The sequence below is a fragment of the Pseudoalteromonas sp. XMcav2-N genome (assembly GCF_024124545.1).
GTDB lineage: Bacteria > Pseudomonadota > Gammaproteobacteria > Enterobacterales > Alteromonadaceae > Pseudoalteromonas.
Map to the genome: position 1 here is coordinate 86635 of NZ_JAMXSF010000017.1, position 26518 is coordinate 113152.

General features: G+C 46.6%; 20 protein-coding genes. 11 read left to right on the forward strand and 9 right to left on the reverse strand.

The features are described 5' to 3' along the window. From NH568_RS19250 to NH568_RS19265, 4 genes are read right to left on the reverse strand one after another with little or no spacing between them, the layout of a single operon-like run. Complete coding sequence (locus tag NH568_RS19250; protein ID WP_253049909.1) at positions 1–585, reverse strand: PqiC family protein; 585 nt, start codon at positions 583–585, stop codon at positions 1–3. Next, on the reverse strand, positions 585–2243 hold the full coding sequence (pqiB, locus tag NH568_RS19255; protein ID WP_253049911.1) for an intermembrane transport protein PqiB: 1659 nt from the start codon (positions 2241–2243) through the stop codon (positions 585–587). The genes NH568_RS19250 and pqiB overlap by 1 nt, the downstream gene beginning before the upstream one ends. Further along, positions 2236–3444 carry a paraquat-inducible protein A gene (locus NH568_RS19260; RefSeq protein ID WP_253049913.1) on the reverse strand — a complete coding sequence of 403 codons (1209 nt, stop codon included), beginning with the start codon at positions 3442–3444 and terminating at the stop codon, positions 2236–2238. Before NH568_RS19260 ends, pqiB begins: the two co-directional genes overlap by 8 nt. Before the next feature lie 58 nt (positions 3445–3502). Further along, complete coding sequence (locus NH568_RS19265) at positions 3503–4306, reverse strand: thioesterase family protein (RefSeq protein ID WP_253049915.1); 804 nt, start codon at positions 4304–4306, stop codon at positions 3503–3505. A gap of 195 nt (positions 4307–4501) precedes the next feature. On the opposite strand from NH568_RS19265, the gene dnaK reads away from it, so the two are divergent. The 6 genes from dnaK (at position 4502) to NH568_RS19295 (ending at position 13134) form a co-directional block, all read left to right on the forward strand. Beyond that, complete coding sequence (dnaK, locus tag NH568_RS19270) at positions 4502–6445, forward strand: molecular chaperone DnaK (RefSeq protein ID WP_290444363.1); 1944 nt, start codon at positions 4502–4504, stop codon at positions 6443–6445. A 225-nt stretch (positions 6446–6670) separates the two neighbouring features. Continuing rightward, on the forward strand, positions 6671–7801 hold the full coding sequence (dnaJ, locus tag NH568_RS19275) for a molecular chaperone DnaJ (protein WP_253049919.1): 1131 nt from the start codon (positions 6671–6673) through the stop codon (positions 7799–7801). 436 nt (positions 7802–8237) lie between these two features. Then, positions 8238–8696, forward strand: coding sequence for an aminoacyl-tRNA deacylase (locus tag NH568_RS19280; RefSeq protein ID WP_253049921.1), 459 nt, complete (start codon positions 8238–8240; stop codon positions 8694–8696). A gap of 255 nt (positions 8697–8951) precedes the next feature. Next, positions 8952–11204: an acyl-CoA dehydrogenase gene (locus tag NH568_RS19285; RefSeq protein ID WP_253049923.1), complete on the forward strand. Its 2253-nt coding sequence runs from the start codon at positions 8952–8954 to the stop codon at positions 11202–11204. Positions 11205–11365: 161 nt separating this feature from the next. Next, positions 11366–12319 carry an ecdysteroid 22-kinase family protein gene (locus NH568_RS19290; protein WP_253049925.1) on the forward strand — a complete coding sequence of 318 codons (954 nt, stop codon included), beginning with the start codon at positions 11366–11368 and terminating at the stop codon, positions 12317–12319. After that, positions 12319–13134: a DMT family transporter gene (locus NH568_RS19295; protein WP_253049927.1), complete on the forward strand. Its 816-nt coding sequence runs from the start codon at positions 12319–12321 to the stop codon at positions 13132–13134. Before NH568_RS19290 ends, NH568_RS19295 begins: the two co-directional genes overlap by 1 nt. Positions 13135–13198: 64 nt before the next feature. On the opposite strand, the gene NH568_RS19300 is transcribed toward NH568_RS19295, so the two are convergent. Continuing rightward, positions 13199–14839, reverse strand: coding sequence for a S8 family serine peptidase (locus NH568_RS19300; RefSeq protein ID WP_253049929.1), 1641 nt, complete (start codon positions 14837–14839; stop codon positions 13199–13201). A gap of 189 nt (positions 14840–15028) precedes the next feature. Next, complete coding sequence (locus NH568_RS19305; protein ID WP_253049931.1) at positions 15029–16081, reverse strand: ABC transporter substrate-binding protein; 1053 nt, start codon at positions 16079–16081, stop codon at positions 15029–15031. An 81-nt stretch (positions 16082–16162) separates the two neighbouring features. Between NH568_RS19305 and NH568_RS19310 the strand changes: the two genes are divergently transcribed. Beyond that, positions 16163–16558 carry a cytochrome b562 gene (locus NH568_RS19310; RefSeq protein ID WP_253049933.1) on the forward strand — a complete coding sequence of 132 codons (396 nt, stop codon included), beginning with the start codon at positions 16163–16165 and terminating at the stop codon, positions 16556–16558. Positions 16559–16619: 61 nt separating this feature from the next. On the opposite strand, the gene NH568_RS19315 is transcribed toward NH568_RS19310, so the two are convergent. Then, positions 16620–18467, reverse strand: a complete 1848-nt coding sequence (locus NH568_RS19315; protein ID WP_253049935.1) for a TonB-dependent receptor — start codon at positions 18465–18467, stop codon at positions 16620–16622. A gap of 260 nt (positions 18468–18727) precedes the next feature. Here NH568_RS19315 and NH568_RS19320 point away from each other — a divergent pair, with 260 nt between their 5' ends. Then, positions 18728–22135 carry a rhombosortase-dependent cadherin domain-containing protein gene (locus tag NH568_RS19320; protein ID WP_253049937.1) on the forward strand — a complete coding sequence of 1136 codons (3408 nt, stop codon included), beginning with the start codon at positions 18728–18730 and terminating at the stop codon, positions 22133–22135. A gap of 221 nt (positions 22136–22356) precedes the next feature. After that, positions 22357–22614, forward strand: a complete 258-nt coding sequence (locus NH568_RS19325; protein ID WP_138543624.1) for a hypothetical protein — start codon at positions 22357–22359, stop codon at positions 22612–22614. A 37-nt stretch (positions 22615–22651) separates the two neighbouring features. Here NH568_RS19325 and NH568_RS19330 read toward each other — a convergent pair whose 3' ends face one another. Beyond that, on the reverse strand, positions 22652–23305 hold the full coding sequence (locus NH568_RS19330) for a DUF6058 family natural product biosynthesis protein (protein WP_253049939.1): 654 nt from the start codon (positions 23303–23305) through the stop codon (positions 22652–22654). Between the two features lie 151 nt (positions 23306–23456). On the opposite strand from NH568_RS19330, the gene dapA reads away from it, so the two are divergent. Both dapA and NH568_RS19340 read left to right on the forward strand, forming a co-directional pair. Continuing rightward, positions 23457–24371 (forward strand): 4-hydroxy-tetrahydrodipicolinate synthase, encoded by a 915-nt coding sequence (gene dapA, locus NH568_RS19335; RefSeq protein ID WP_138543623.1) that lies wholly within the window; start codon positions 23457–23459, stop codon positions 24369–24371. 79 nt (positions 24372–24450) lie between these two features. Then, a complete protein-coding gene (locus NH568_RS19340; protein ID WP_253049941.1) occupies positions 24451–25749 on the forward strand; it encodes a DEAD/DEAH box helicase in 1299 nt (432 codons plus the stop codon). Between the two features lie 42 nt (positions 25750–25791). Here the strand turns inward: NH568_RS19340 and NH568_RS19345 are convergent, their stop codons facing one another. After that, complete coding sequence (locus tag NH568_RS19345; RefSeq protein WP_253049943.1) at positions 25792–26427, reverse strand: glutathione S-transferase family protein; 636 nt, start codon at positions 26425–26427, stop codon at positions 25792–25794. Positions 26428–26518 lie beyond the last annotated feature (91 nt).

The following is a 26518-nucleotide window of genomic DNA, read 5'->3' on the forward strand; positions in this document are numbered from 1 at the left end:
TCAACGTACAACGGAGGCAATTTCTGATTGCAAGTATTTCATTAATTGCTGCCAGTTGTTCTGGTGGGCGGTGATCAGTGCGTCGAATCCATCCTCATCAAGGGGAGCGCTATAGTTAAACGGATGCACACCTAACAGAGTGGTGCCTTCGGCTGAAGTGTCGTAGAGGTGCCAGCTACCTCGCAGTATTGCGCCCTGCTGGTAATGGCCTGCCAAGTCTGACACTTCAATCAATACCCTGTATTCACCTTGTTTGAACTCACTTGCATTGACCGTTAAGACAGGGGTAAATCCGGTTTCGTTCAGATAGCGCAGCGTTTCCTTAGTAAGCAACAATTTTGGGTGTTCAGCCCAGTAATGGTAATTGGCGATATGGACAGTATGCTCGCCTGTGTACTGAACAAGGGCTTGCTGGTCTGCGACTCCGATGATATTAATCTGATCTAAATAGATTCTGGGCTGTTCAGTGCCGTGATCCCCAGCTTCGGCATGAGAGGTATTAAACCGATAGTAGTTATACTGTGCAGGCGCTGAGCCTGTGCAGCCCATCATGAATAGCGCAATTAACGCGATTACGCCTTTCATTACTGTTGCTTCCGCGGTTCTGGGTCTGCCAGAGTATCTTTATCGAACAGCAACATATTGGGTTGTTCGTTAAGGCCTTTTGAGACTGGCTTAAGCGAATTGCTTAAGCTTTCCAGTTCTTGCAGGGTGTCTGTCAACTGTTCGACCATACCAGACCCTTTCTGATAATTGTTCAGCGTTTTCTCAAATTGTTTCAGGCTGGCTGTAAGCTGTGTCAGCGTTCCCTGTAATTGTGTTAAGTTCTTTTCCACTTTCTCTGATACTTTCGTTGTGTTGAAACCATTCACCAGTGCCTGCGTTTCCTCAGCCAATGCTGTAAACGCCTGCATTGTTTTTTGTGCCTCGTTGAGCGAGTTGTCCAGAGGCAATTTATTCAGCTTGTTCAACAAAGCCATCACTTGCTCTGACAAGGCCGTAAATCCACTAGGTACACTCGGTAATACGGGGTACGCGTAATCCATTCCTAAACTGGTCGGATGGGTGGAATTGTAAAAATCTAGCTCTATATATACCGCACCTGTTAAAATATTACCACTTTTTAGTGATGCTCTTAAGCCATTTTTAACCCATTGTTCTATATTTTCTTGCCAATATTGCTTAGCTTTTGCATCAACTTCATAGATGCGACCATATTCAATTTTTATTAAAACGGGAATGGATGTGTTGCCTTGCTGGAAGTAAAGTGGCAGTCCATCACGTTCGAGCCTTGCAGGCACCTGTTCCACAGTACCGACTCGCATACCGCGATACTCCACTGGGGCACCCGGTTTTAAACCGCGAATCGACTGCTCAAACTCAACCAGGTAGTGATCAAATAAATCAAAACGTCGTTCCAGTGCAACCGCAAAATTCTGGTGCAATTTAAATGCTCGGCCTTCGGTGGCAATTTCTCCGCCCCCTTGCTCAGGTGGGTAGTCGATGGAGATGCCCCCTTTGATCATTTTAGCCAAAGAGCCGGTGTTGAGATTAATCCCTTCGCTGGTCAAAGAGATCTCAACCCCGGAGTTGATCCAAAAAATGGCATTATGGGTAACGAGTTTGTCATAAGGAGAGTCAATAAAAATACCGTATTCCATTTGCAGTGTGTCAGTATTAAATATGGCGCTTTCAATCTGTCCGATATGATAGTTGCGAAAAAAAATGCCAGTTCCCACATCTAGCACCTCACCGCTGGAAGAGCTGAGTTGATACCGTAAACCTTCCACATCGGTGGATATAAGTGCGGGTTGGTCTTGCAGTGTATACAGGCTGGTGCGTTGTTTGCTTTCGCCAGGTAATAATTCGATGTATACACCGGATAGCAGAGTGTTGAGCCCACTGATCCCGGATTGGTCAATACGAGGTTTTACTATCCAAAACTTTGCATCTTCCGTTAGCAAGCTATCGTAGTGTTTGTCCATTCGAACGGTAGCTACAACGGCTTTTTGCTCCACTTGCAGGCGTAAAGACTCTACCACACCAACCTTAACACTTCTGACTCTAATCTCAGTCTTTCCTGCAATAACACCATCTGCATTTTTCATCTTGATGTATATTTGATGGCCTTTATTTTGTTGGTGCTGGTAGAGCATCCACCCGGTAATAAATACGGCCAACAGGGGCACAATCCAGATGACTGAAAGCCTGGGTTTGGGCTCGATATGTGCTTCTTTATTCATGTCTGTTCAGAGAGTCCCAAAGTAGTCGAGGGTCAAAATTGTTCACTGCGAAGATCTGGCAAATAACCATGGCAGTAAAAAATACAATGCCAGGCTGCGGCTCAACGCTCAGTACAGTACCAAGCTGAACGAGAGAAACCAAGAGAATCACGACGAAAACGTCTATCATGGACCATTTTCCAACTGCTTCCAGTGCACGATAAAACTTAGCGGTCACCTTTGGATTGACTGGGCGTCTGACTCGATACAGTAAATAAAACAAGGTACCTGCTTTGAGTAAAGGAATGCAGATACTGGCAATGAAAATTACAATGGCGATAGGATATGAGCCATTTCGCCACAATACTTCAACACCACCATATATTGTAGCAGGCGTATGCAAACCTAAGTTGATGGTGTCCATGATAGGAAAAGATAAGGCGGGAACCATAAATACCAAAGAGGTGAACATCCAGGCCGCGCTGCGTGCAATCGAGTTATTTTTTCTATAGGTTAATTTTGCCAGGCAACGTGGGCAGTGTTCACTGCGGCTGATTTGCTGACAGACATGACATTGCTTTAATTGTTGGGAGCTTGCCCGTTTAGCGCAATGTTCTATCGTTGGCGTGAAATGCGCCTGTTGCAATTGCCACAACTGATGTTGGCTCAACAAAGACAGGGTCTCAATAAAGCATAGGACAAACAGAATATAGGCCCAAAAGCCAAGGCCGACCTCTATTTCTGCAAATGCAGTGAGCTTGAACGCGCTAATTAATACCGCGACCAAAAAAATATCGGCGAGGTTGAGCGGTCTCAGGGTCATAATGAATTTCGCAACAACACGGGCATTATGCGGGTTGAGCTTTTGCCAAATAGGGGTGTGAACCATCAGTATCAGAGTACTGGCAATGAGCGGTAAGATAACAATGCTTACACTAAGCAACGCGGCTAAAAAGACACTGTAATTCTCGGCCAGCTGCATAATGGCAGCCATCAGGCTGATGGTTTGTTTGAGGCCGTGCTGGGCATAAGATATAAAATGTGGTTGTAAGCTTAGCAGCAGAAATATAATAGAGGATAGGCTAAACGCGGCTATCCACTGAGCATAGTTGCGCTGAGTTGTGGCGAGCACATTACCGCAGTGTGGACAAACAGCTCTTTGCTGCTCGCCCAAATTTCTGATAGATACTAAATAATCACAATGCTGGCAGGCGACTATCACTGTTCAACCAATACTTTACTAACTCCTGCACATAGTGTGAGTGACTTAATTGTTTTTATCAACCGTCAAATACCGCTACGGTTTGCCTACTCAATGCCAGTAACCTGCCATCTTGTGAAAATAGTTTTGCATCTTCTATTGCGTAGCCATGCTCTGCCTGGTGTGTGACGGCCTCCATCGCAAACCATTGTAAGCCGGGTAACTCAATGTCACTGAGAAACTCAATATACCATGACATACTGCTTGCAGGTGTTGGGCCTTTACACAATTGTAGCAAAGTGGGCGGCCAGGCATCAGCGAGTGCCAGCAAGTGCAGTACTGACAGGTGAGGCTGTGCAGGGGTTTTGAACTTCATCCAGCCACCGATATGACTTGAGTCGGCGCCACTGAATGGTAATGCACCTTGCTGAAGGTTGAGGTCGATATGCTGGATAAAGGCGGGCATTACGCCTTCGGTATATGGCAGCGTTTGTTTTGGGTTAACCTGTTGCAACGTAAAGACATCATCTGCAGGTACTGAGACCGATGAGGTACGGGGCTTCCCAAAGCTGGCTAGGGCGACAAGGCAAACCTGGTTATTTTGCGTGATGGTCGTTTGCATCTGGCTTGCGTTCTTTCCCGAACGTAATAATAAGGTGTTGAGCTCGAATGGTTGGTCGCTTAAAAGCGGACCTACAAAATTGCAGCTAAAAGAAAGTAGACGCCTGTTTTGGTCACCCAGCTGATGCAGCATGCTTTGCAGCATCAGTGCAGCAGAAAGACCACCGAATACGGTTCTTCCCTGACCCCAGCTCGCTGGCAATGTCAGCTGGGCTTGTGTGTTTTTTAATGCGGGTAGAGAAATGAGTTCGTCAAATGTCATAGGACTTATATTTGGTTAGGTTTTGATGCTCTTATCTGGTCATACCAGGGTGTAAATGTCAAATTTAGCAAATTTTTGATGAAAAAAACGGCATGGCGAAAAAATTTCAAAAAAAATCACTTTTTTTTTGTTGTGACGCTTGAATTACAAATTGCCGCCCCTATTTATCAAGTCATCTAACAGAACAACGAATTTTTGAAGTCGGAGAAGATTCACATGGGTAAAATTATTGGAATCGATTTAGGTACTACTAACTCTTGTGTAGCGGTACTTGATGGTGATAAGACACGCGTTATCGAAAACGCTGAAGGGGATCGTACAACGCCATCGGTTATTGCATTTACCGAAGAGGGCGAAACGCTAGTAGGTCAACCGGCAAAGCGTCAGGCTGTGACTAACCCTCAGAACACACTGTATGCAATTAAGCGTTTGATCGGTCGTCGTTTTGAAGACGAAGAAGTACAGCGCGATATCAGCATCATGCCATTTCAGATTGTTAAAGCAGACAATGGTGATGCCTGGGTTGAAGTACGTGGCGAAAAGCGTGCAGCCCCTCAGATTTCTGCTGAAGTCCTGAAGAAAATGAAAAAGACTGCCGAGGATTTCCTGGGCGAAGAAGTTACAGAAGCAGTAATCACGGTTCCTGCTTACTTCAACGATTCACAGCGTCAGGCAACAAAAGATGCCGGCCGTATTGCTGGTCTTGATGTAAAACGTATCATCAACGAGCCAACAGCTGCGGCACTTGCCTACGGTATGGACAAAAAACAAGGCGACAACGTCGTTGCAGTATACGACTTAGGTGGTGGTACATTCGATATCTCAATCATCGAGATTGATGAAGTTGAAGGCGAGCACACATTCGAAGTACTGGCGACTAACGGTGACACGCACTTAGGTGGTGAAGATTTCGATAACCGCGTAATCAACTATCTGGTTGCTGAATTTAAGAAAGACCAGGGCATTGACCTGAAAACTGACCCTCTGGCAATGCAGCGTGTGAAAGAAGCAGCTGAAAAAGCGAAGATTGAGCTTTCATCTGCACAGCAAACTGAGGTGAACTTGCCTTATGTTACCGCTGACGCAACAGGTCCTAAGCACATGAACGTGAAGTTGACGCGTGCAAAACTAGAGTCTCTGGTTGAAGACCTGGTTGCACAGTCTATCGAGCCGCTAAAGCGTGCACTTGCTGATGCAGACCTGTCTGTAAGCGACGTCAATGACATCATCCTGGTGGGTGGTCAAACTCGTATGCCTCTGGTGCAGAAGAAAGTTGCTGAGTTCTTTGGTAAAGAGCCTCGCAAAGACGTTAACCCTGATGAAGCGGTAGCCGTTGGTGCTGCGGTTCAAGGTGGTGTACTTGCTGGTGACGTAAAAGACGTACTACTGCTAGACGTTTGTCCTCTGTCTCTGGGTATTGAGACTATGGGTCAGGTCATGACTGCGCTTATTGAGAAAAACACGACGATCCCGACCAAGAAGTCGCAAACTTTCTCAACAGCAGAAGACAACCAGTCTGCGGTAACTATCCATGTACTGCAAGGTGAGCGTAAGCGTTCAAGCGACAATAAGTCTCTTGGCCAGTTCAACCTGGAAGGTATTCGTCCTGCACAGCGCGGCGTACCGCAAATCGAAGTAACCTTTGATGTTGACGCGGATGGTATCTTGCATGTATCTGCGAAAGACAAAGACACAGGTAAAGAGCAGAAGATCACGATTCAGGCGTCTTCAGGTCTGAGCGACGATGAAATCGAAAACATGGTTCGTGATGCAGAAGCAAATGCCGAAGAAGACAAGAAGTTCGAAGAGCTGGTAGGCGCTCGTAACCAGGCTGACGCTCTGGTTCACGCAACTCGCAAGCAAGTAGAAGAAGCTGGCGACGACCTGCCTGCTGACGACAAAACAGCGATTGAAGCGGCACTGTCTGAGTTGGAAACAGCGATTAAAGGCGAAAGCAAAGAAGAAATCGATGCTAAGACCCAGGCACTTGCAGAAAAATCTCAGAAGCTAATGGAAATTGCTCAGGCGAAAGCGCAGGCGCAACAACAAGCTGGCGGTGACGCAGGTGCACAGCAAGCAAACAAAGCTGACGACGATGTAGTAGATGCTGAGTTTGAAGAAGTAAAAGACGACAAGTAATTGTTGACTTGTAAGCGCACACAGGCCTAGCCTGGAGTGCTAAACAGGGCCTGTTTATCCTTCAAATTCTCGCGAATGGCAAAGGTAAGCAGGCTCTGACGTATTTAAATTAGAGCGGATAAGTGGACGAATAGAGGCACTAAGCCTCATCTGTGGCACAATTAAACACCTATTCGCCAGGCGGTCATCATAGTGGCTGATCGCTCAGTAAGATGTGTGAGAACTATGTCAAAACAAGACTATTACGACGTTCTTGGGGTATCAAAAGACGCCGGTGAACGTGAGATCAAAAAGGCCTATAAACGCCTTGCAATGAAGTATCACCCAGACAGAACGGCGGGCGATGCTGAGCTGGAAGCAAAATTTAAGGAAGTAAAAGAAGCCTACGAAGTCTTAACGGATAGTCAAAAACGCCAGATGTATGATCAATACGGCCATGCTGCCTTTGAACAAAACGGTGGTGCAGGCCATGGTGGATTTGGCGGCGGTGCTGATTTTGGTGACATTTTCGGGGACGTATTCGGTGATATTTTTGGAGGCGGCAGACGTCAGTCACGCCAACAGCGTGGTGCAGACTTGCGCTACAGCTTAGACTTGAGCCTGGAAGATGCGGTACGAGGCAAAGAAGTCGAAATTCAGGTTCCGACCTGGGTGTCCTGTAAGCCTTGTGATGGCAGCGGTGCTAAGTCAGGCTCAAAACCAAAGACTTGCCCTACCTGTCATGGTGCGGGTCAGGTTCAGATGCGTCAGGGCTTCTTTGCCGTGCAGCAAACCTGTCCAACTTGTCAAGGTTCTGGGCAAGTCATTTCAGATCCGTGTGATGTTTGTCACGGGCAGGGACGTGTTGAAAAGACTAAAACCCTGTCTGTTAAAATCCCTGCCGGCGTTGATACAGGCGACCGTATCAGGTTGTCAGGAGAGGGCGAAGCGGGTATGCACGGTGCGCCTGCTGGCGACCTGTATGTTCAGGTGAGCGTGAGAGAGCACCCGATTTTTGTCCGTGATGGTAATAACCTGTACTGCGAAGTGCCTATCAGCTACACCACAGCAGCATTAGGCGGGGAAATTGAAGTACCGACGCTTGATGGCAGAGCAAACCTCAAAGTGCCTTCTGAAAGCCAAACCGGAAAAATGTTCAGAATGCGCGGTAAAGGCGTGAAATCGGTCCGTAGTGGCGCCGTGGGTGACTTGATCTGTAAAGTCGTGATAGAAACACCGGTTAACCTTAATGAGAGACAAAAAGAGCTACTAAAAGAGCTGGAAGAGAGTATGGGCAGTGATGCGGGTAAAAACCGTCCCAAGGCTCAGGGTTTCTTTGATGGCGTGAAGAAATTCTTTGATGACCTGACCAAGTAATACGACATTTGTCATTGACAATGTTTAACGCTCGAAAAACAAACGGCGCTTAATTGCGCCGTTTTCTCTCAGTTTAAAAGCATGAGATAATCCATATCTCCAGTGCATTTACATGCCAGCACCGTTCGACTGTGCCCTGTTAAGAGAAGTCCATCGTTACAGCCTAATCGCTTACACTTGGACGCACAGGCCACACTGCTTTCCCAAAAGTGATATTCATTGGTCAAAAAAGACAGAGCAACGTAGCTAACCGCACATACGGCCGCGATACGAACAAGATACCTGTTCATAACGACTCCAAGCTGCAATAATACAGTGCGTATAGAGTTAATAAGACTTTAGTCTAATTTGGCACTTTGTCCACCATCGGGTAAGTTTAAATTCAGATAAAGCGCAATTACTGATTTGTAGGCAAACAAAACCAGGAAGATCAGCCATGACCCCTGCGATAATCTTACTTGAACGACAAAAAATCAGCTATCAAGTTTTGAAGTTTGACCACGACCCCGACGTTACCGATTTTGCACAGGAAGCGACAGAGGCCTTGGCATTATCACCCAATCAAGTGTTTAAAACGCTAGTGATCAATGTGGATGGTAAGTTGAGTATCGCAGTCACACCGGCAAGTAAATTGGTCGACTTGAAAGTATTTGCCAAGCGTTGCAAAGGTAAAAAAGCACAGCTTGCAACACAACAACAAGCAGAAAACGCCACCGGGTATCAACTGGGTGGTATCAGTCCCTTTGCGCATAAAAAGCGCTTACCAGTAATATTGCATAGCTCAGCACTAAGTCATGATACGATTTATGTGAGCGGTGGCCGGCGAGGGCTAGAATTAGCCGTGAGTCCCATTGCTTTACAAGTAGTTTGCTCTGCGCAAGTGGCTGACTTTTGAATTGGCTCACCATCCCTGTGCGATAACTCCCTCCGTCAAAGATACGGTTAAGTCTCATCAACGCTTAATTCAGAACAAAAAACAGTCAAAAAGAAAATTTCAGCGAACACTTGTAAGCTATTAATTCTTTATAGGTTTTTTAATCAACTCAGACCATTCAGTAAAAAAGCCGTTAAAAAAAGGCTTAGAGTAATTGATCTAAACGAAATTTTGTGCCGTAATGTAACTATATCAATCTGGTCGGATGAGTTTATTATGAGTTTAAGAACACAACTAAGAAAAATATTGCCTAGCATTTCAGTTACCGAGCAAGAAGCGCTTGATGCGGGAGATGTCTGGCTTGAAGGCTCAATCTATCGCGGCAAACCAGACTTTGACGCATTGCGTGCGGTACCAGAAGCCAAATTAAGCAGCGAAGAACAAGCATTTCTGGACGGTCCGGTACAGGAATTGATGGCGATGATCGATGATTCTGTGATCCAGAACGAAAAGCACTTGCCAGATCACATCCTTGAATTTTTGAAAAAAGAGCGTTTCTTTTCTCTCATTATTCCTAAAGAGTACGGCGGCAGAGAGTTCAGTCCGTATGCTAATTCAACCATTGTTGGCACCATAGCAACCAAATCGTCTGCGGTGGCTGTCACTGTCATGGTACCTAATTCACTGGGCCCGGGTGAGTTGCTGATGCATTATGGCACTAAAGAGCAACAAGCACATTACCTGCCACGTCTGGCGAACGGAACTGACATTCCATGTTTTGCGTTAACCAGCCCGGAAGCCGGCTCAGATGCAGGTGGTATTCCTGATCAAGGGATCGTAACCAAAGGTGAATACAACGGTGAAGAGGTTCTGGGCCTGGAAGTGACCTGGGACAAACGCTATATCACTTTGGCGCCTATTGCCACGGTACTGGGCCTGGCGTTTAAAGTCTTTGACCCACAAGGTTTGTTGGGCGGTAAAGAATCTCTGGGTATTACCTGTGCCCTGATCCCTAAATCACACCCTGGTGTTGAACTGGGCAATCGCCACGACCCTATGGGTATTCGTTTCTATAACGGTACGACGCGTGGTGAGAAAGTGTTCATTCCGATGGACTTCATCATCGGTGGCCAGCAAAACATCGGCCGAGGATGGCAAATGCTGGTGAGCTGTCTGGGGGCGGGTCGTGGTATTTCATTACCTGCGTTGGGCGTATCGACCAGTCAGGTAGCGCTTAAGTCTGCGTCTGAGTACGCGGCAGTGCGTGAGCAGTTCGGGCTTGCAATTGGTCAGTTTGAAGGCATTCAGGAAAAACTGGCTGATATCGCAGGTAAAACTTACCTGCAAGAAGCCATGCGTGTTTTAACCACAGAAGGTCTGGGAATGGGCCTGAAGCCTTCAGTGGTCACGGCAATTGCAAAGTATCACATGACGGAAACTGGCCGAGACGTACTGGACTCCGCAATGGATATCTTAGCGGGTAAAGCCATTCAGAACGGTCCGCAAAATACGCTTGCCAGCGGGTACGTAGCTCAACCAATTGCAATCACAGTAGAAGGCGCCAACATCCTCACCCGTAACCTGATGATTTTTGGTCAAGGTGTAATGCGTTGTCACCCTTACCTGCAGTCAATGGTCGAAGCAATTCACAGCGAAGAGGCTGACGCTGACAAGACATTTAACAAGATATTACGCAAAACGGTTGGCTACAGCGTTGCAAATAGCTTACGTGCATTCAAGCTGGGTCTGCTGCCTTTCACGGCGGGCAGCAAATCAAGTTTGCCAGAAGTGCAGCAATATGAAAAAGCAGCTCAACGTTTGTCAGCAAAACTGGCAGTGTATGCGGACTTTTCACTACTTGTTTTGGGCGGAAAGTTAAAACAAGCTGAAATGTTGTCTGCGCGTTTGGGCGATGTGATGAGCTACTTGTATGCCGCGATGGCTTCTATTAAGTATTATGAGCAAAAAGTGGCTGTTACAGACCGAGAAGCGGCTGCACCTTACTTCCACTATGCAACACGTTATGCACTGGTTGAAGCTGAACAGGCATTGCATAAGTTTCTGGACAACTTCCCGGCGGCCGGAACGCGTAAGTTTATGCGTGTACTGACTCTGCAGTTTGGTCATGCTATGCCACGTATCAACGATGACATGGTACGTGAGTTGGCGACGGCAGCACAACTGGATACCGCGTTCAAAGCCCAGTTGACTCACCTGGTCAAGCCTCAAGCGGGCGATGGACACGACATCAACGAGCAGGCATATAAAGCTAAGATTGCATGTCTGGATCTGCTGAGCAAAGTGAAGAAGGCCCTGAAGAAGCGCGAAATCAAAGCGGGTGTGCGTTTCTACGAAACACTGGATAACGCCTTGATTGCCAAAGTTATCACTGAGACCGAATATGCACAGCTGATTGACTACAATCGCAAGCGTGAAAAGGCGATCCGTGTTGATGAGTTTGACTTTGATCTTAATCTTCTGGACGATCAGGCTGGATCAGGTAGTGTCAAATCAGCTGTGAATCAATAAGCAGCAAAATAATAATCTCTACAAAGCCCCGTTTAACCGGGGCTTTTTCGTAAGTCATTGTCATTGCTATCCTTGAAGTATTTGTAGGCGTGTTACACTGTGAGATAAACATATCTTCAGTACGTTATTGTCAACATAAACTTAAGAACTCAGGGAATGTTATGTCAGCCACCACACTTGTTTCTCACGTCATGACCATGTTGCCAGACTCGCAGCACAGCCAAGCGCTGTGGAGTGGCTGTGGTCACATTTATAAGTTTACTTATCAAGGAAACATGCTCGTTGCGAAAGTTGCGACTGTGCCTGCGCAGCTCGATCACAGGCACATTACGCAAAGTGAGCATTCGCTGAATCGTAAGTATCGTTCCTATGAAAAGGAACTGAGGTTTTATCGAGATACAGCGCAAAGTTATTCTAATGAAATTGCATTACCAGAAGTAAAAGCCTTAGCGAATCAAAATCAGGTTTTTATCTCTGTATTTACTGACTTTGAAACTCAGGGATATCACAACGTCAGCAAAGCAGACCCTGTGCACGTGAATCTAATGATGGCGTGGCTGGCGCGTTTTCATGCGGCAGGACTTGTCAGTCCAAACCTGCGCGGCATATACGGACGAGGAAACTACTGGCATTTGAGCACACGCCCAGACGAGTATGAACGCATGACGTCAGGCTTACTTAAAAGCAGTGCGAAACAGATTGACCAACGGTTGTTGGATTGTCCCTATCAGACACTGATTCACGGTGATGCAAAGCTGGCTAATTTCGCTTTTTCTCGGAGTCAGGCGTTGGGCTACGATTTCCAGCATATAGGGGAGGGTATTGGAGTTGCTGATGTTATGCTGCTGCTTACCAGTTTGTATTGTGGACGTGATCTGGAGTTACATGCTGAGCAATATCTTGACGTATACTTTGAGCAGCTATCTGAGGCATTAGCTGAGCACTGGTCCAAAGAGCAGTTTCACGACCTGGAAAAGTGCTGGCGACAACGATGGGCGTTTGTATGGGCGGATTTTCATCGTTTTTTACTTGGCTGGAAACCGGATCATGAAAAACTGACATCATACATGCTCCACCAAACAGAGCTTTGCCTTGAACAACTCGGAGAAGCGTAATGCTGATGGCCCTGTTCAGTGCTCTGTGCTGGGCGTGCTTTGATTTCTTGCGCAAGCAATTGGCTCAGCAATTTAGCGCCCCATTAATGTCAATTATGTTCAGTTTGCTTGTGTTACCTGGCTACCTGATTTACTGGGCCTGGCTCGAAGCCCCTCTGCCTGAAGCCGGGTATTTTATTCCAGGCACTGTCAGTGGCTTGCTCGCGGCACTAGGCAGTGTGTGCTTTATTCGCGGCTTAGCAGTAGGAAAAATTGCTGTGATGCTCCCCTTGTTGTCTGTCACCCCTGTGGTGTCTGGCGCTTTTGCCTGGGCCTGGCTGGGAGAGCCGTTAGGTGAAGCTGAGTTAGTGGCCTTGGCGGCCATTACTCTGGGGTCGTTTGTATTACAAGGTGGCAGACTGTCAATGACAGAGCGGGGTACAGGGTACATGCTGGTAACCGCATTGTGTTGGGGGATGTGCATCGTGTTCGATAAACAGGCACTTAAATTTGGCACTGTCAGCTTTCATTTAATCTTTCTGACTTTGTCCGTGGTACTCATAAACAGTATTATTTTCAGGCCTGAGCTAGCCATTAAATTGATTTTGAGATCGAAATGGCTGTGGGGATGTGCGGCATTTGTATTTTCATTCGCTGTATTATGTCAGCTGGTTGCCTTACAGCAGTTACAGCCTGGGGTAATGGAAGCCATTAAACGTGCCATCGGAATTATCAGTGCGGCGTTGCTAGGCGTTTATTTCTATAAAGAAACACTAAAACGCCACCAGTGGTTCAGTATCTTTGTTATCCTTGCCGGGACCTTGGCCTTATATTAAAGGAGCAAGCTTAGTGCCTGCTCCCTGAGCGACAACCTCATCCCTGAGCGCTGTCTTGGTTTAGTTACTTACATTGCGCGCCTTTGCGCCATACATTGCTGAAGATGTCAGGACGAGCGCCCAGTGACCACCAGGTTGCCTGATACTCGTAGCCTTTGTAAGACACTTTATCGCCTGTGTTGTAGTAGGTGCCTGAATTCCACGCTTCTACACCACTACAGCCCCCACCATTGCTGCCATCTGTCACAGTAACGCTCAGGCTCTTAGTCGCCGTTTTGTTATTTGTACCAGTTACTGTCAAAGTGACGTTGTAAGTACCTGCCTGTGCATAGGTGTGGCCAGGGCTGGTTTGTGAGCTCGAATTACCATCACCAAAGCTCCAGCTATAAGAACCTGCGCTTGATTTGTTACTGAACTGAACGCTCAGGCCGTTTGGAGTTGCTGAGAAGTCGGCGATAAGGCCAGGACCACTACAGTTTCCATTTGTCAGATAGTCATAGGCAGCTTTCGCCTGCACGATACCGTGACCATAATAGTTATCGCGTCCAGCTGCACCTTTGTCCTTCGCTGTAGCATTCAGTGCAGAGCGGATCTGATCTGCACTACAACTTGGGAAGTTGCTCCAGACCAGTGCTGCCACACCAGAGACGTGAGGTGTGGCCATAGATGTACCGCTGATGCTCTTATAGCTATTGTCATTCCAGGTTGAATTTACATTCACACCCGGGCCTGCGATTTCAACCTGGCTGTTGTACTGTGAAAATGAGGCGACTCTCTCAGAGCTATCTACGGCTGCTACAGAGACAACTGCGTCATAAGATGCTGGGTAGCTGAATGAGCTATTAGAGCCATTACCTGCTGCTGCGATGTGTAACATGCCACGCTGTGCACTTTGGGCAAAAGCATTACGTTCTGCTGTTGAGCTACCGCTGCCTCCCAAACTCATACTAGTTACGTTTGCGCCCGCTGCCTCACATTGCTCGATTGCTTTTATCAGGTCTGAACCGTAAGCCCAGCGGCCTTGGTCATTGAAGACCTTAACAATATGTAAACCAAGTTGACCTGACGGATTCACACCAACCACACCCTGGCCATTGCCACCAAGGGCTGCAATCGTACCAGCAACGTGTGTGCCGTGGCCATTGCCATCCTGATACCAATTGCCAGTGTTATAAGAGCCGTGGCCGTCGTTGCCGGTCACACCTGTGTTTGGCAGGTCCGGGTGGCCGCGTGTGTAACCCGTATCCATGATACAGACTTTCTTATTTCCGGCACTGCTATCACTAACCTGGTTTGCCTGAACCATAGTGATGCCGTAAGGGACTGACTCTGCGTAAGGAGAGACAGATTGACTGCTCACCTCAGGTAGAAAGCGCTTAGGATCCACCTCTACAGATTCAACGTTTCCACTGGCTTCCAGCTCTGCTAATTGTTCAGCGGTTAATTCCATTACAACGGCATTGACACTTGGCAAAGTCTCAATCGCTTCAACATTGGCCTGCGTAGCAATACTGGCCAGGCCCTGCGCTTTAAACTGAGACAGTTCTGCGCCTGATACACGCATAGGAAGTGTATTCGCAACTGCTGAATCTTTGACTGTAACGATGACACGCTGCGTTTCAGCAGCTTGCGCTGTGCTAAGTGCTGCTGTGACACTCAGGGCCAGTAATGAGTATTTTACGCTTGTTATAACTTTGGTTTTCATAAGTTTACCTTTATTACATGTTGTTAACCCTTATAACTAAAACAGGGAATGCTAGCGCTGTCAATAATGAAAAAATCAGGAATATTTCCTTGGGGATTTTTTATACTTTTGAGGCTGATTTCGTGGATAGATTTTTGTTGCATATGCAACTTGTGTGGTAATATATTTTTTATATTAAGAATAAAAAAATTAAAATTTTATTTGCTGATTCAGTGTCTTAATATTGTAACTTTGGCCGCCAGTTGTAAACTTTCTGAAGTCTATGTCACGTAAACCACGACCGTGCAGTGCGTCATACAATGGTCTAAAATTTTCAGAATACGGTCGAAAAATAGCAATTTTTTGCTCGCCGATTGCACTTATCTTGCGGTCATGGAATTTTCTAATCTCTGTTAGCAGGTAGCCACCTAAGAAAACGTGACCGCCCAGTGACACATCGACTGTCTTTTCGTGTCCTTCATCCCAGTTAATGCCGCCAATGTGTACTTGATCTCTGATATTGAGTTCTGTTGCAGCCCGCGCGGCGCCACGGGCAATAGCGTCATTAGCGCACCAGATCAGTTTTGTATCCGGAAATCGTTGCAGTAGTCCTGTTGCCAACTCGTATGCACTTTTTTCTGACCATTGTGCATCGACCCGGTCAACCAGGTTGACACCATAGTTTCTGTTGGTATAGCCAAGCAAGCCTTGCTCTCGCTCAATTGCAGCCCTGGTGGCAACATCGCCGAGCAATGCTAGCATAGTGCTGCGTTCTCCTGTTTGTTGTAACTCATCAGGCAAAGACTGATGGAGTAGTTTTGCAAGCAGTCGGCCAGCCTGATAGTTGTCTGGGGTGACGGAACCCAACACGCCAATCCCTTTAGCTGAGACGCGCTTCAGCGCAAGCTTATCAGGACTATTGAGTAAAAAGGAGACCCGTTTATGCTCGCCTGTTGCTGTAAGCAATGCGTCAGTAATTACCCCTTTTTCGTCAACCAATACCAAATAGTCCGAATTGGACAGCAGGGCTTGCTGAGCGAGCTTTTTCATAACGATATGATTTCGTTCCGCGTATAGCGTCGTCAGCTGGATATCGAGATCCTCAGCAGCAGCATCCATGACTTTAGAAACATTGTGCCAGAAAGCCCCGGTAGGATTGTCTTGTTTGTGGCCTGGGTTTATAAAGGTGACTGTAATTGGCTGAGCGTAAGTGGTGAATGCAACAAAAAACAGTGTGATGACCATGATAAGTAATCGTTTCATTACACCTCTCAATATGAAGACGTTAGTTTGTTTGCCACGTTTTTACTTATATACTAGCCCATTCTTAAATAAGGGGGGAAAATGAGACGCCTGGTAATTATTCTTTTTTCACTGTTTTTTGTTCAGTCGGCTATTTCATCACAAGGCCAGGATTTAAATCAGACCATGAAAAATATGGGGCATGCATACAAGCAAGCGATGGAAGCCACAGAAGCGCAAGAGATTAATCGACATCTGAACACCATGTTGTCATTACTCAAGCAAAGTAAACTACATAATTTTAAAACCGATGTTAAAGCTGAGTCATTACAGGGACTTGAGAAAGTAGTTGGTGTAATAAACGAAGCGCAAAGTTTGCTGGCACAACAGCAAATCCAACAGGCTAAGCAGTTGTTAAAAGAAGTCGATGCATTGCGTAAAGACTATCACAAGTTGCACGAGCCGCCTGGCTTTTGGGAGCTGCTGTTTGGTAAATAGCGTTTAGCGTTTCCACATTGCCCCGGGGCCACGTAATGGTGGGCCTCAGGGCAAAAGCGTCCTAAATTTGCCAACTAATATCAAGTTTTATGGTTCGTTCGGCATGATAGGGTGCATCTTCGTCTGCTGTGGTCCGATGCAGACGGTTGAAGAGGTTTAACACGCCCGCTCTTAGCGTCCAGCTTTCGTCCATATACCAGCTCATATTTAAGTCTGCGACAAGGCTGCGTTCCAATGCTGCTTCACCAGAGCCAACGTTTCGTTTTGCCAATTGATAATGGACGGCGGGTGCAAACTCAAATGACTGCCAGACATATCGGCCAGACAGGCTAAGTTTGCTGGGTGAAATGTCAGCAAGATAAGCGCCCGATTTACTTTTTCCTTGCTGATGTGTGTACCCGAATGTATAAGACAGTGCGTCACTGACTTCTATGTGAGTGGATACTTCTGCCCCGGAAATTGTTGCCTGATCCAGGTTTTGATAAGTTCTGTCTCCCGACACCAGTTTGACTCTTTCTATATAGTCATCCAGCTGAGTATGAAATAAGTTCACGGTGGTATCTATACTGTCTTTTTTGAGGCGATAAGTCAGTTCAAGTCCCTGACTTGTCTCTGGCTCTAGTTCTAGATTACCCAGCGTATTTCCTCGAGGTGTAACACCATTAAAATATAGCTCCGTAAGTGTAGGGAATCGGAACGCACTGGCATAGTTTAAAGACAGGCTATGGGATTGCCATTGCTTGGTGACCCCAAGGCTGTGGCTGATATGATTGTCAGATTTGCTGATGCCAAAGTTACTAGCACTGAAATGATCAAAGCGCGCGCCAAAATCGACTCTCCACCCATTGTCTTCCCATATGCCATTAATAAAGGCCGCAATATTGTCTTGTGTGCCATCGAGCAAAGTACTGCTCGCAGGATCGCTGGCGTCTTTCAGGTTTGATTCTTGATCTGTGATAGAAACTCCACGCCTTGCTGTCCAATCTAAGCCAGCGCGCAGTGGCAGGCCGTACAAGTCGTATTCGTGATACAGGTTAGTCCCTAGCGTGTGGGACTGGTATTGGGTTAAGTTATGTCGTTTTCCAATACGTGTGACGTCGCTATCCCAGTTCTGATAATGATGAAACACATTAACAAACCACTGCTCAGAGTTTAAAGACAGCTGTGCGAGACTGTGCATGTCTTCGGGATAAACCGCTATCTGCCTGTCAGGGAAAGTGACACTATTCTTTCCGACGTCTTTGCTAATGGAAGGGAGCCAGGACATGTTTAGTTCGATACCATTAGTAAGCGTATGCTGGTAACGTAAACTAGAGGAAAATTGCTCAAATCCATTGTTTAGCTCGTCGCCGTTTGGTGCGTAGCTCTTTTCTTTCTTCCTGTATGCAAACGCCAGGTTGTAGTGCTCCTCTCCGGTAATGGCAAGCAGGCGACGGCCTTTTCCTGTATCTTCATACCCTAGTTCAAGCGTATCCTGCTCCCCCTGAACTGAATTCATGGAAATAACGCCGCCTATTGCTTCTGAACCATAGAGCATGGCCGCAGGGCCTTTTTGAACACTGGCAAGTTGCAGTAAGCCCGGATCAATAAAAGAGGCTGAATTACCAGCGCGCCTGTCGGTGAGTAAAACGATGCCGTTGACTTCTGTTCTGACACGCCAGCGACTGAGGCCCCGAATACTATAGCTCTGATATAGGCCACCCTGACCATTCAGCGAAACGCCTGGAACCTGTATTATCCAATCTGCAATAGTGTTATTTGCACCAAGCAAATCATCCTTGCTAACATGTGCTATGTTAACGTTTGTAAATGATTCTGAGGCAAGTAAATTTTTCCCGCCTATGACTTCAATTGTTTCAATAGCGCTGCCTTGCGCCGCGATCGTGGATAGTAATAAACACTGGATCATTTACTGCAAACCCTAATTTAGCTGTTCTTATACATTAAGAACTCATTCATATTTGATGAAATTCTGTTATTGTTACATTTTGAATGTACCTTTAATTGCTAATGAAGTTAAAGCAAATGCGGTGAAATGACGTTGTTTGTAACTTTCTGTATTTGTGCTTAACTTTATTGACGTTTTTTGGTGTGAACGGTTCAAAGGCAAACTCGTGTTCCGGTTTGCTGACATTTAATTAAAACGATAAATAAACTGAAGGGAAAAATATGAAACTCTTACATCCTGTTAGCCTGGCTGTGGCGATAGCGCTGGGCGGTGCCAGTTATTTGACATATCAACATGCGCAAGAGACGCCATATGAGCAAAAGGCTGACTATCTGGCTGCAAAAGCTGAGAAAAAAGCTAATTCACCGAAACGTTATGACAAGCCGAAAGAGGCACAAGAGTTTTATATTTCGCAGCGTCTGCCTAAAGGCGTAGAAACGATTCCAACTGAAAAGTATTCGCAGGCGCTTGAAGATATTAAAAATATGCGCCGTTACTCATTGGCTGACAACAAGGTTGTCTTTGATTATGTGCCTCAGCTTAACTCTCCTGATGGAGTACACCGCGAGCTTGGGCAGTGGGAAGAACTAGGCCCGGGCAACATAGGTGGTCGTACCAGGGCCTTAATCATTCACCCAACTGAACACGATACTATGTATACCGCGGGTGTTGCTGGTGGTGTCTGGAAAACAACTGATGCGGGCAAATCATGGCATCCACTGAGTGATCTAGCAACAAACCTGGCAGTAACAACCCTGACTTTTGCTCCAAACGATCCTAATACTATCTACGCAGGTACGGGTGAAGGCTTTTTTAATGCAGATGCGTTACGCGGTGATGGTATCTTTAAGTCCACAGACGGCGGTATGACCTGGACGCAACTGGAAGCGACTGCTGGTAATGAGCTATTCCACTACACTAATAAAATCGTATTTGGGAAGAACGACCCGTCGACACTTTATGCAGCCACTCGCGGCGGTGTTCAGCGTTCAAAAGACAATGGTACAAGCTGGGAAACGGTATTCGTAAAAGAGGATGCGGGTGTTGGGTGTACAGATTTGACTGTAGTCGATGGTGGTGATCACGATGTGCTAGTCACCGCTTGTGGTTCTTTTGATACAGGTGGATTGCACCGAAGTGCCGATGGTGGTGATACCTGGGCGGCAGTGCTGGAACTTGAAACCCAAGGCCGCTCAACTATCGCTGTGGCACCGTCTGACAATAACATCATGTATGCACTGCTGGCCAATATTGGTGATCACGGTATGGAAGCAGTCTATAAGTCAGAAGATATGGGTGTCACCTGGACCGCGACTGTCACTCGGGACACGGCAGATGATTTTAGCCGACTCTTACTGAGTAATACTGTTTTCGGATTATTCCCTCAGTGTGGATATGGTCCAGAGCCACAGTTTTATAACCAGGGCTGGTATGACAATATCATTGCTGTAGACCCGGTAAACCCTGACGTTGTGTGGACGGGTGGTATTGATATGTTCCGTTCTGATGATGGTGGTAAAACCTTCGTGCCGGCCAGTATCTGGTGGTTCGATATGGACCACGAGCTGTATGCTCACGCAGACCAACATACCATCGTTTTCCACCCAGCGTATGATGGTGTAAATAACACGACTATGTTCGTTGGTAACGATGGCGGTATCCAAAGAACGGACAACGCGCTTGATAAACGCCTTGATATTGAACAGGTCTGTGGTGCATCCAACGATCCTACAGGAAAAGTGAATTGGCAAACACTTAACAATGGGTATGCGGTAACGCAATTCTACCATGGTACGGTTATGCCTGATGGTACGGCTTATTTTGGTGGTACTCAGGATAATGGTACTTTGCTTGGTGAAGACGGCGGGTTTAACGAATGGCGTGAAATCTCCGGTGGTGATGGCGGTTGGACTGCTGTTGACCCAACCAATCCAAATATTCTTTTCTCTGAGTTCACAGGTCTGTCAATTCAAAAATCGCTTGATGGCGGTCAGACTTTCGCGGATGCAACGAATGGCATCAGCGGCGATGATGGCTTCCCGTTCATTACGCGATTCGAAATGGCACCATCTAATTCTCAGGTATTGTGGATTGGGGGAAGCCAGTTGTGGCGTACGACTGACCAAGCTGAAAATTGGGTAGCAGGTAGCCCGGCATTAGACAGCTCTGTTTATGCTATTGGTATTGCGCCGCAAGACGAAAACATTGTTGCTGCGGGTACCCGAGAAGGTTATATCTACATTAATTACAACGCTGGAGAATCAGACGCTTCCACTCCTTGGAATAGCTTCAAGATTGGTGAAGAAGGTGAGCGCGCCACCGTCAGCGCGATAGCATTTGACCCGACAGATGACAAAATTGCTTACGCAACTGTTTCGACTTTTGACCAGGCACATGTTTGGAAAACCACTGACGGTGGTAAGAGCTGGATGCCTATTGATAAAGACATTCCGAACGTGCCGGCAACGTCTGTTGCGGTTGATCCAAACAACGCACAACGCGTTATTATTGGTACCGACTTAGGTGTGTTTATTTCGACTGATGGTGGTGAAAACTGGTTTGCTGATGGTTCAGGTCTGGCAAATACCAACGTTGCTAAGGTGACTTTCCATGGAAACGAGGTCTTTGCATTCACCCATGGACGCAGTGCTTACAAAGTCGCATCAGCCACCGACGAGCATTATGAAATTACGCTGGATGAAGACTCTTCAGTGAACGTCTCGTCTGCGTTTGCAGACAGGTTCAAAAACGCTTTTGCATCGGTCGAAATTGCTGAGCTACCTGAATCAGGCGATCTGATGCTGGGAGAAGAGTTATTGGCTGTCGGTGCGGTTGTTGCGCTGGACAAGTTCGACATGGTGACCTACAAGCCAGACGCTGATTTTGCCGGAGAAGATTCCTTCAAGTTCACCGGTACTGCTGAAAAAGCCGAGTCGACGCAAGAGGTAACCGTTGAGCTTACCGTTGAAGGCGTCAATGACATGCCTGTTATCGCCGAGCTTGAAAACCTTGAAATCATGTTAGGTCAGGCAGTTGAAGTTGACTTTAATGGCAAAGTTTCTGACATGGACAATGAAGACATTACCCTGTCAATTGAGCCGCAGGTCCCAGGTCTGAGATTCTCAGAAGGTGTCTTGAGTGGTATTGCAAGCAGCGTATTCAGCGGTGATGTTAAACTACATGCAACAGATGGGGAGCATGAGGTATCAGCAAGCTTCGCTGTCAATATCTATGATGCTTCTCCGGTCATTGAGTCAAATCAGAGCTTCGAAGTGGCTGAGAATACACCAATCGGCACCGTTATCGGGCAACTGGTATTCAGCGACCCAGATGCAGAGGTATCGCCGGTAGAGAAGTTCCACGTCTATGGTGACAGCTTCTTTAGTGTTGACGCTGAGGGTAATGTAATCGTTGCGAAAGAGTTGGATTTTGAGTTCCAGGAAGAGGTCTACTTTGGCGTTCAGGCTGAAGATACCTATGGTAACTTGTCTAACCATGCTGAAGTGCATGTCACAATCAGAGATCTGCGTGGTGATGACGATGATGATGACGATGGCGACTCAGGTTCATTCGCTTGGTTATCACTACTAAGTTTACCATTAGCAATGCTACGCAGAAGACGCAAATAATCTAACTGAAGATGAATTTAAGGCGAGTCGGTGTTAACTGACTCGCCTTTTTTGTGTCCTGAGCCAGCGCGCAATTTGCACGTTATGCGCAATTTAGTCGAACTGAGGTTACTTTTTATAACAAATTGTTGATAGATTGACCGAACGGCATACAAAGCACTGGATCTTACGAACTAGGCTGATATAACTAGCTATGGATTGAGAAACAGGAATTCGTCATGATGGACAAAACACAACAATTGGATAACAGCGTGATTGCTGAATTACAAAATAAAGACCATTCAGAGCAATTAAAGCAACTGGATAACCTGAGCTGCACCCATGGCGATATCATTGAGCTATTGGCACAGTACCTGGCTTTAAGTGAGCAAGATGATGATAGCCAGTTTGACGCCTGGTACGATGCGTTATGCCCGGATCAACTGACTGTTTTAAAGGCGTTCGAAATTTTTCGGGCCCACTATGAGCAGGCCCATTAATCATTCGAAAGTTGCGGGTGTTTAAAGACCACATTCGCTAGCGTATTGAGAGGTCGTATTTTGCTACCAGGCACTCAATGTATTTATAACGGATAGACATGGGCTTTTCGTGTTCCATATGGTGACTAAGTGCCCGGTTTAAGAGTTTTAGCGCGCTTAGCAATTCAGCTCTGTGTTCTGGCGCAATATGGCTGGCTGTGCGCTCTTCAGTCAATGCATCGACCAGCGCACGGCCCAGGTCAATGTATACGACTTCTTCCACGAGTCCATTTTGGCTGATAACACCGTACTTGCTGCACAAGTATTGCTGCCAGCTTTGCTGAATATGTTCCGGTAAGTCTTCGTTAAATCGACAATCATGGCTGACGAGGCCTTGCTGAGCACATTTGCTTAATGTCTGAGTGTACTTTTGCTGGAACAATTCATAGGCATGCGATGATTGCTCTACCTGATGTTTAAGTAATTGCTGACCCCATTGTTCCGCTCCTCGTGGATAAAACTCTGTGTGCTCAACACATTCATACAGCCCAAGATAGGAACTGCATTTTATCTGGTTTTCCAGACTGTAACTGGCATTAGGAAAAATACACAGCTCCTGCCAATTGAGCAGCTGATCCTGCGTGATTCTGAGCGTGCTGCATAGCTCTTCGGCACTGAAAAAGTGTGTATTAAGATGTTGGGACAGACGCATAAAATAAACACTGGTTATATGTACAGTGTTTGTATTGTGTCGGAACCAACCTGTTTAGGCAAGTTGTTTTACAAAATTTCCACTTGCCCCTCGGATCTGACATTTATTTATGTTAAAACTTAGCGCCAACAAAGAACTGAACGATATCCGTATGCGCAACATAAACACCATAAAACAAGCCAGTTTAATTACTGCTATCAAAACACCTTATGATTTGCATGGTAACATCGACCTTGCCGGCTTCGACAGGCTTGTCGACGCTCAGATAGCGGCGGGCGTTGATGGGATCATTGTGGGTGGTACAACAGGTGAAGGCCAGTTGATGAACTGGGAAGAGCACCTGATGCTCATCGCCCATAGTGTGAATAAATTTTCAGACAGACTGGTGATTGTCGGCAATACCGGTAGCAACAACACCCGTGAAGCGGTCAAAGCAACGGAATATGGTTTCGCATCAGGAATGGATGCTGCACTGCAGATCAACCCTTATTATGGACGTACGTCAGAGGCAGGGTTGAATGAGCACTTTTCGCGTTTGCTTGAGATTGGGCCTGCATTTATCTACAACGTGCCAGGGCGTACAGGTCAGGACCTGACACCTGATATTATAGAGCCGCTTGCTCAACACGCTAATTTTGTTGGTATGAAAGAGTGTGCGGGACATGAGCGGATCGCCCATTACGAAGAGAAGGGCATTGCTTGCTGGTCTGGAAACGATGATCAGGCTCATGACAGCCGCCATTTACATCAATCACATGGGGTGATCTCGGTTACCTCAAATCTTGTACCGCAGTTGTTCCGAACACTGATGGACAATAAAAATGATGAGTTGAATGCTCAGTTGCAGCCATTGATGAATTGGTTGTTCTGCGAACCAAACCCTATAGCGATTAACACAGCGCTAGCAATGACCGGCGCGGCATTACCTGTATTTCGCTTGCCTTATGTGCCATTGAACGAGGCACAACAGAAGCTCGGCGCAGAGCTTATCAACAGTCTGAGTCACGAAGCTGTGGTCGGTGGTGCTGCTACAGTCATCAACTCTGAAGATGTTAAATTATATTAACCGCTTACTATTGGTGACACTGAACCCGTAAATAGCGTATAATCTGCGGCCCTTCATTATTGGTCGCAGGTTTTTTGCTATGAATTTTAAGTCTTTCAGTTTTCCCGATGCCTTGTTACAGGCGCTTGATGAATTAAATTTCCATACCCTGACGCCGATACAACAAGCTGCTATTCCAGTGGTAAGGCGTGGACACGATGTCCTGGCAACGGCGCAAACCGGAACGGGTAAAACCGCAGCGTTTGCACTGCCTGTGATCCACCGTCTGTTGGAGGGAGAGTCACTAGAATCGCCAAGAGCGTTGATCCTGGCTCCGACTCGTGAGTTGGCAGAGCAAATTGCCACTAACTGCGACGCATTTTGTCAATATACCCCTCTAACCGTTCAGGCTGTCTTTGGTGGTGTGAACGTTGATGGCCAAACACAGCGCTTGTCTCAGGGGGTGGATATCCTGGTTGCGACACCGGGCCGTTTGCTCGATTTAATTCGCTTAGGTGCTGTCAGTCTTGCACAAGTTAAATACTTGGTGCTGGATGAAGCTGACCGTATGCTGGATATGGGTTTTATCGCCGATATGCAGAAGGTCATTAACATGGTGAGCGAGGACAGACAGTTGTTGTTGTTCTCTGCGACCTTCCCAACGGCAGTAAAACAATTCGCAAAGCAAGTGCTTAGAGAGCCAAAACTCGTTCAGGCAGCCAAAGAGAATACGACTGCTGAAACTGTACGACATGTCGTGTACCCGGTAGAACAAAAACGTAAGCAAGAGTTACTTTCAGAATTAATCGGCAAGAAAAATTGGTTGCAAGTGCTGGTCTTCGTCAATATGAAGGACGATGCAGATCAGCTTGTCAAAGAGCTTGAATTGGATGGTATTAGCGCGACAGTATGTCACGGTGACAAAAGTCAGGGAGCTCGCCGTCGTGCACTACGCGAATTCAAAGAAGGCAAAGTCAGAGTATTAGTGGCAACTGAAGTAGCGGCTCGTGGTATCGACATTGATGGATTGCCGCGGGTCATTAACTATGACCTACCGTATCTGGCGGAAGACTATGTTCATCGCATTGGTCGTACAGGTCGAGCTGGTAATTCGGGGCAGGCAATTTCTTTCGTTGCGCGAGAGGAAGAGCAGACCCTGATCCACATCGAAACTTTAATAGGGCAAAAGATCAAGCGATACTACTTACCCGGCTATGAGGTCGCGAGCAGAGAAAATCTGATTGAAAACCTGGCCAAGAAGCCATCTCATCAGCGTCGAAAAGCACGTACTAATCGACCAAGCAACCAAGCCAGTGGCGAAGCTCGTGCTAAAAACCGCTCTAAAATTAGTAATGTACGTCAGAGATTAAAAGGCGCCCAGCTAAAATTACAGAAATAACTAAAAGCTAGAGGTCTGATCCGGTGGGCCAGACCTCAGCGATCAGCGATACATGCCTAATTCAGTCCCTTCTTTTTTACATACCGCTTCAATAGCAGGGTGTCTTGAGATACCTCCCAGATAGCGGCCCAGATGCTCAAACTGCAGTGGAGGTTTGGCAAGCTCGTCTGCCCAGATGCACAGCATAAATAGATAGCAGTCACAGACTGTGAATTGCTCACCGACCATATAGGTCTTGTCCGCGAGATGTCTGTCCAGCAAAGTGAGCATGTCCTGAACCCGCGACTGCTGAGTTCGAATAATGTCATCATACATTAGCGCGCTTTGTGTATGCCGCTCCGGATAGAAATAGATCATCAACTCCGCTTGCACTGTTGTAGTGAGATACATCAGCCATTGATAAAACTCAGCTCTGTGCTGTGGTTCTGAAGGTATTAGGTTGCCTTCAGGATGTTTTTCACATAAATAGAGGCAAATTGCAGCACTCTCAAACAAAACAAACTCGTCATCTACCAGAGTAGGGATCCTTCCTGTGGGGTTGAGCCGTAAGTACTGTGCCGATCTTTGAACATTTTTTTTTCTGTCGACAAGTTCAAGCTGGTAAGGGACCTGGAGGGCTTCTAGAACAAAGTGGGGTGCTAAACTCGCATTGCGTGGATAGTAAAACAGTGTATACATGGTTAGCCTTAAATAGTTTATGTCGTAGGTTGTAAACTCCTTTTCGGCGATTCCTATAGGACTGTAGGACAGCATCGACTATTAAACAAAT

What these genes read in the sequence shown, in the direction of transcription:
- NH568_RS19250 (WP_253049909.1), bottom strand. Translation starts at nt 585, where the DNA reads ATGAAAGGCGTAATCGCGTTAATTGCGCTATTCATGATGGGCTGCACA.
- pqiB (WP_253049911.1), bottom strand. Translation starts at nt 2,243, where the DNA reads ATGAATAAAGAAGCACATATCGAGCCCAAACCCAGGCTTTCAGTCATC.
- NH568_RS19265 (WP_253049915.1), bottom strand. Translation starts at nt 4,306, where the DNA reads ATGACATTTGACGAACTCATTTCTCTACCCGCATTAAAAAACACACAA.
- dnaJ (WP_253049919.1), top strand. Translation starts at nt 6,671, where the DNA reads ATGTCAAAACAAGACTATTACGACGTTCTTGGGGTATCAAAAGACGCC.
- NH568_RS19280 (WP_253049921.1), top strand. Translation starts at nt 8,238, where the DNA reads ATGACCCCTGCGATAATCTTACTTGAACGACAAAAAATCAGCTATCAA.
- NH568_RS19285 (WP_253049923.1), top strand. Translation starts at nt 8,952, where the DNA reads ATGAGTTTAAGAACACAACTAAGAAAAATATTGCCTAGCATTTCAGTT.
- NH568_RS19290 (WP_253049925.1), top strand. Translation starts at nt 11,366, where the DNA reads ATGTCAGCCACCACACTTGTTTCTCACGTCATGACCATGTTGCCAGAC.
- NH568_RS19295 (WP_253049927.1), top strand. Translation starts at nt 12,319, where the DNA reads ATGCTGATGGCCCTGTTCAGTGCTCTGTGCTGGGCGTGCTTTGATTTC.
- NH568_RS19300 (WP_253049929.1), bottom strand. Translation starts at nt 14,839, where the DNA reads ATGAAAACCAAAGTTATAACAAGCGTAAAATACTCATTACTGGCCCTG.
- NH568_RS19305 (WP_253049931.1), bottom strand. Translation starts at nt 16,081, where the DNA reads ATGAAACGATTACTTATCATGGTCATCACACTGTTTTTTGTTGCATTC.
- NH568_RS19310 (WP_253049933.1), top strand. Translation starts at nt 16,163, where the DNA reads ATGAGACGCCTGGTAATTATTCTTTTTTCACTGTTTTTTGTTCAGTCG.
- NH568_RS19315 (WP_253049935.1), bottom strand. Translation starts at nt 18,467, where the DNA reads ATGATCCAGTGTTTATTACTATCCACGATCGCGGCGCAAGGCAGCGCT.
- NH568_RS19320 (WP_253049937.1), top strand. Translation starts at nt 18,728, where the DNA reads ATGAAACTCTTACATCCTGTTAGCCTGGCTGTGGCGATAGCGCTGGGC.
- NH568_RS19325 (WP_138543624.1), top strand. Translation starts at nt 22,357, where the DNA reads ATGGACAAAACACAACAATTGGATAACAGCGTGATTGCTGAATTACAA.
- NH568_RS19330 (WP_253049939.1), bottom strand. Translation starts at nt 23,305, where the DNA reads ATGCGTCTGTCCCAACATCTTAATACACACTTTTTCAGTGCCGAAGAG.
- dapA (WP_138543623.1), top strand. Translation starts at nt 23,457, where the DNA reads ATGCGCAACATAAACACCATAAAACAAGCCAGTTTAATTACTGCTATC.
- NH568_RS19340 (WP_253049941.1), top strand. Translation starts at nt 24,451, where the DNA reads ATGAATTTTAAGTCTTTCAGTTTTCCCGATGCCTTGTTACAGGCGCTT.
- NH568_RS19345 (WP_253049943.1), bottom strand. Translation starts at nt 26,427, where the DNA reads ATGTATACACTGTTTTACTATCCACGCAATGCGAGTTTAGCACCCCAC.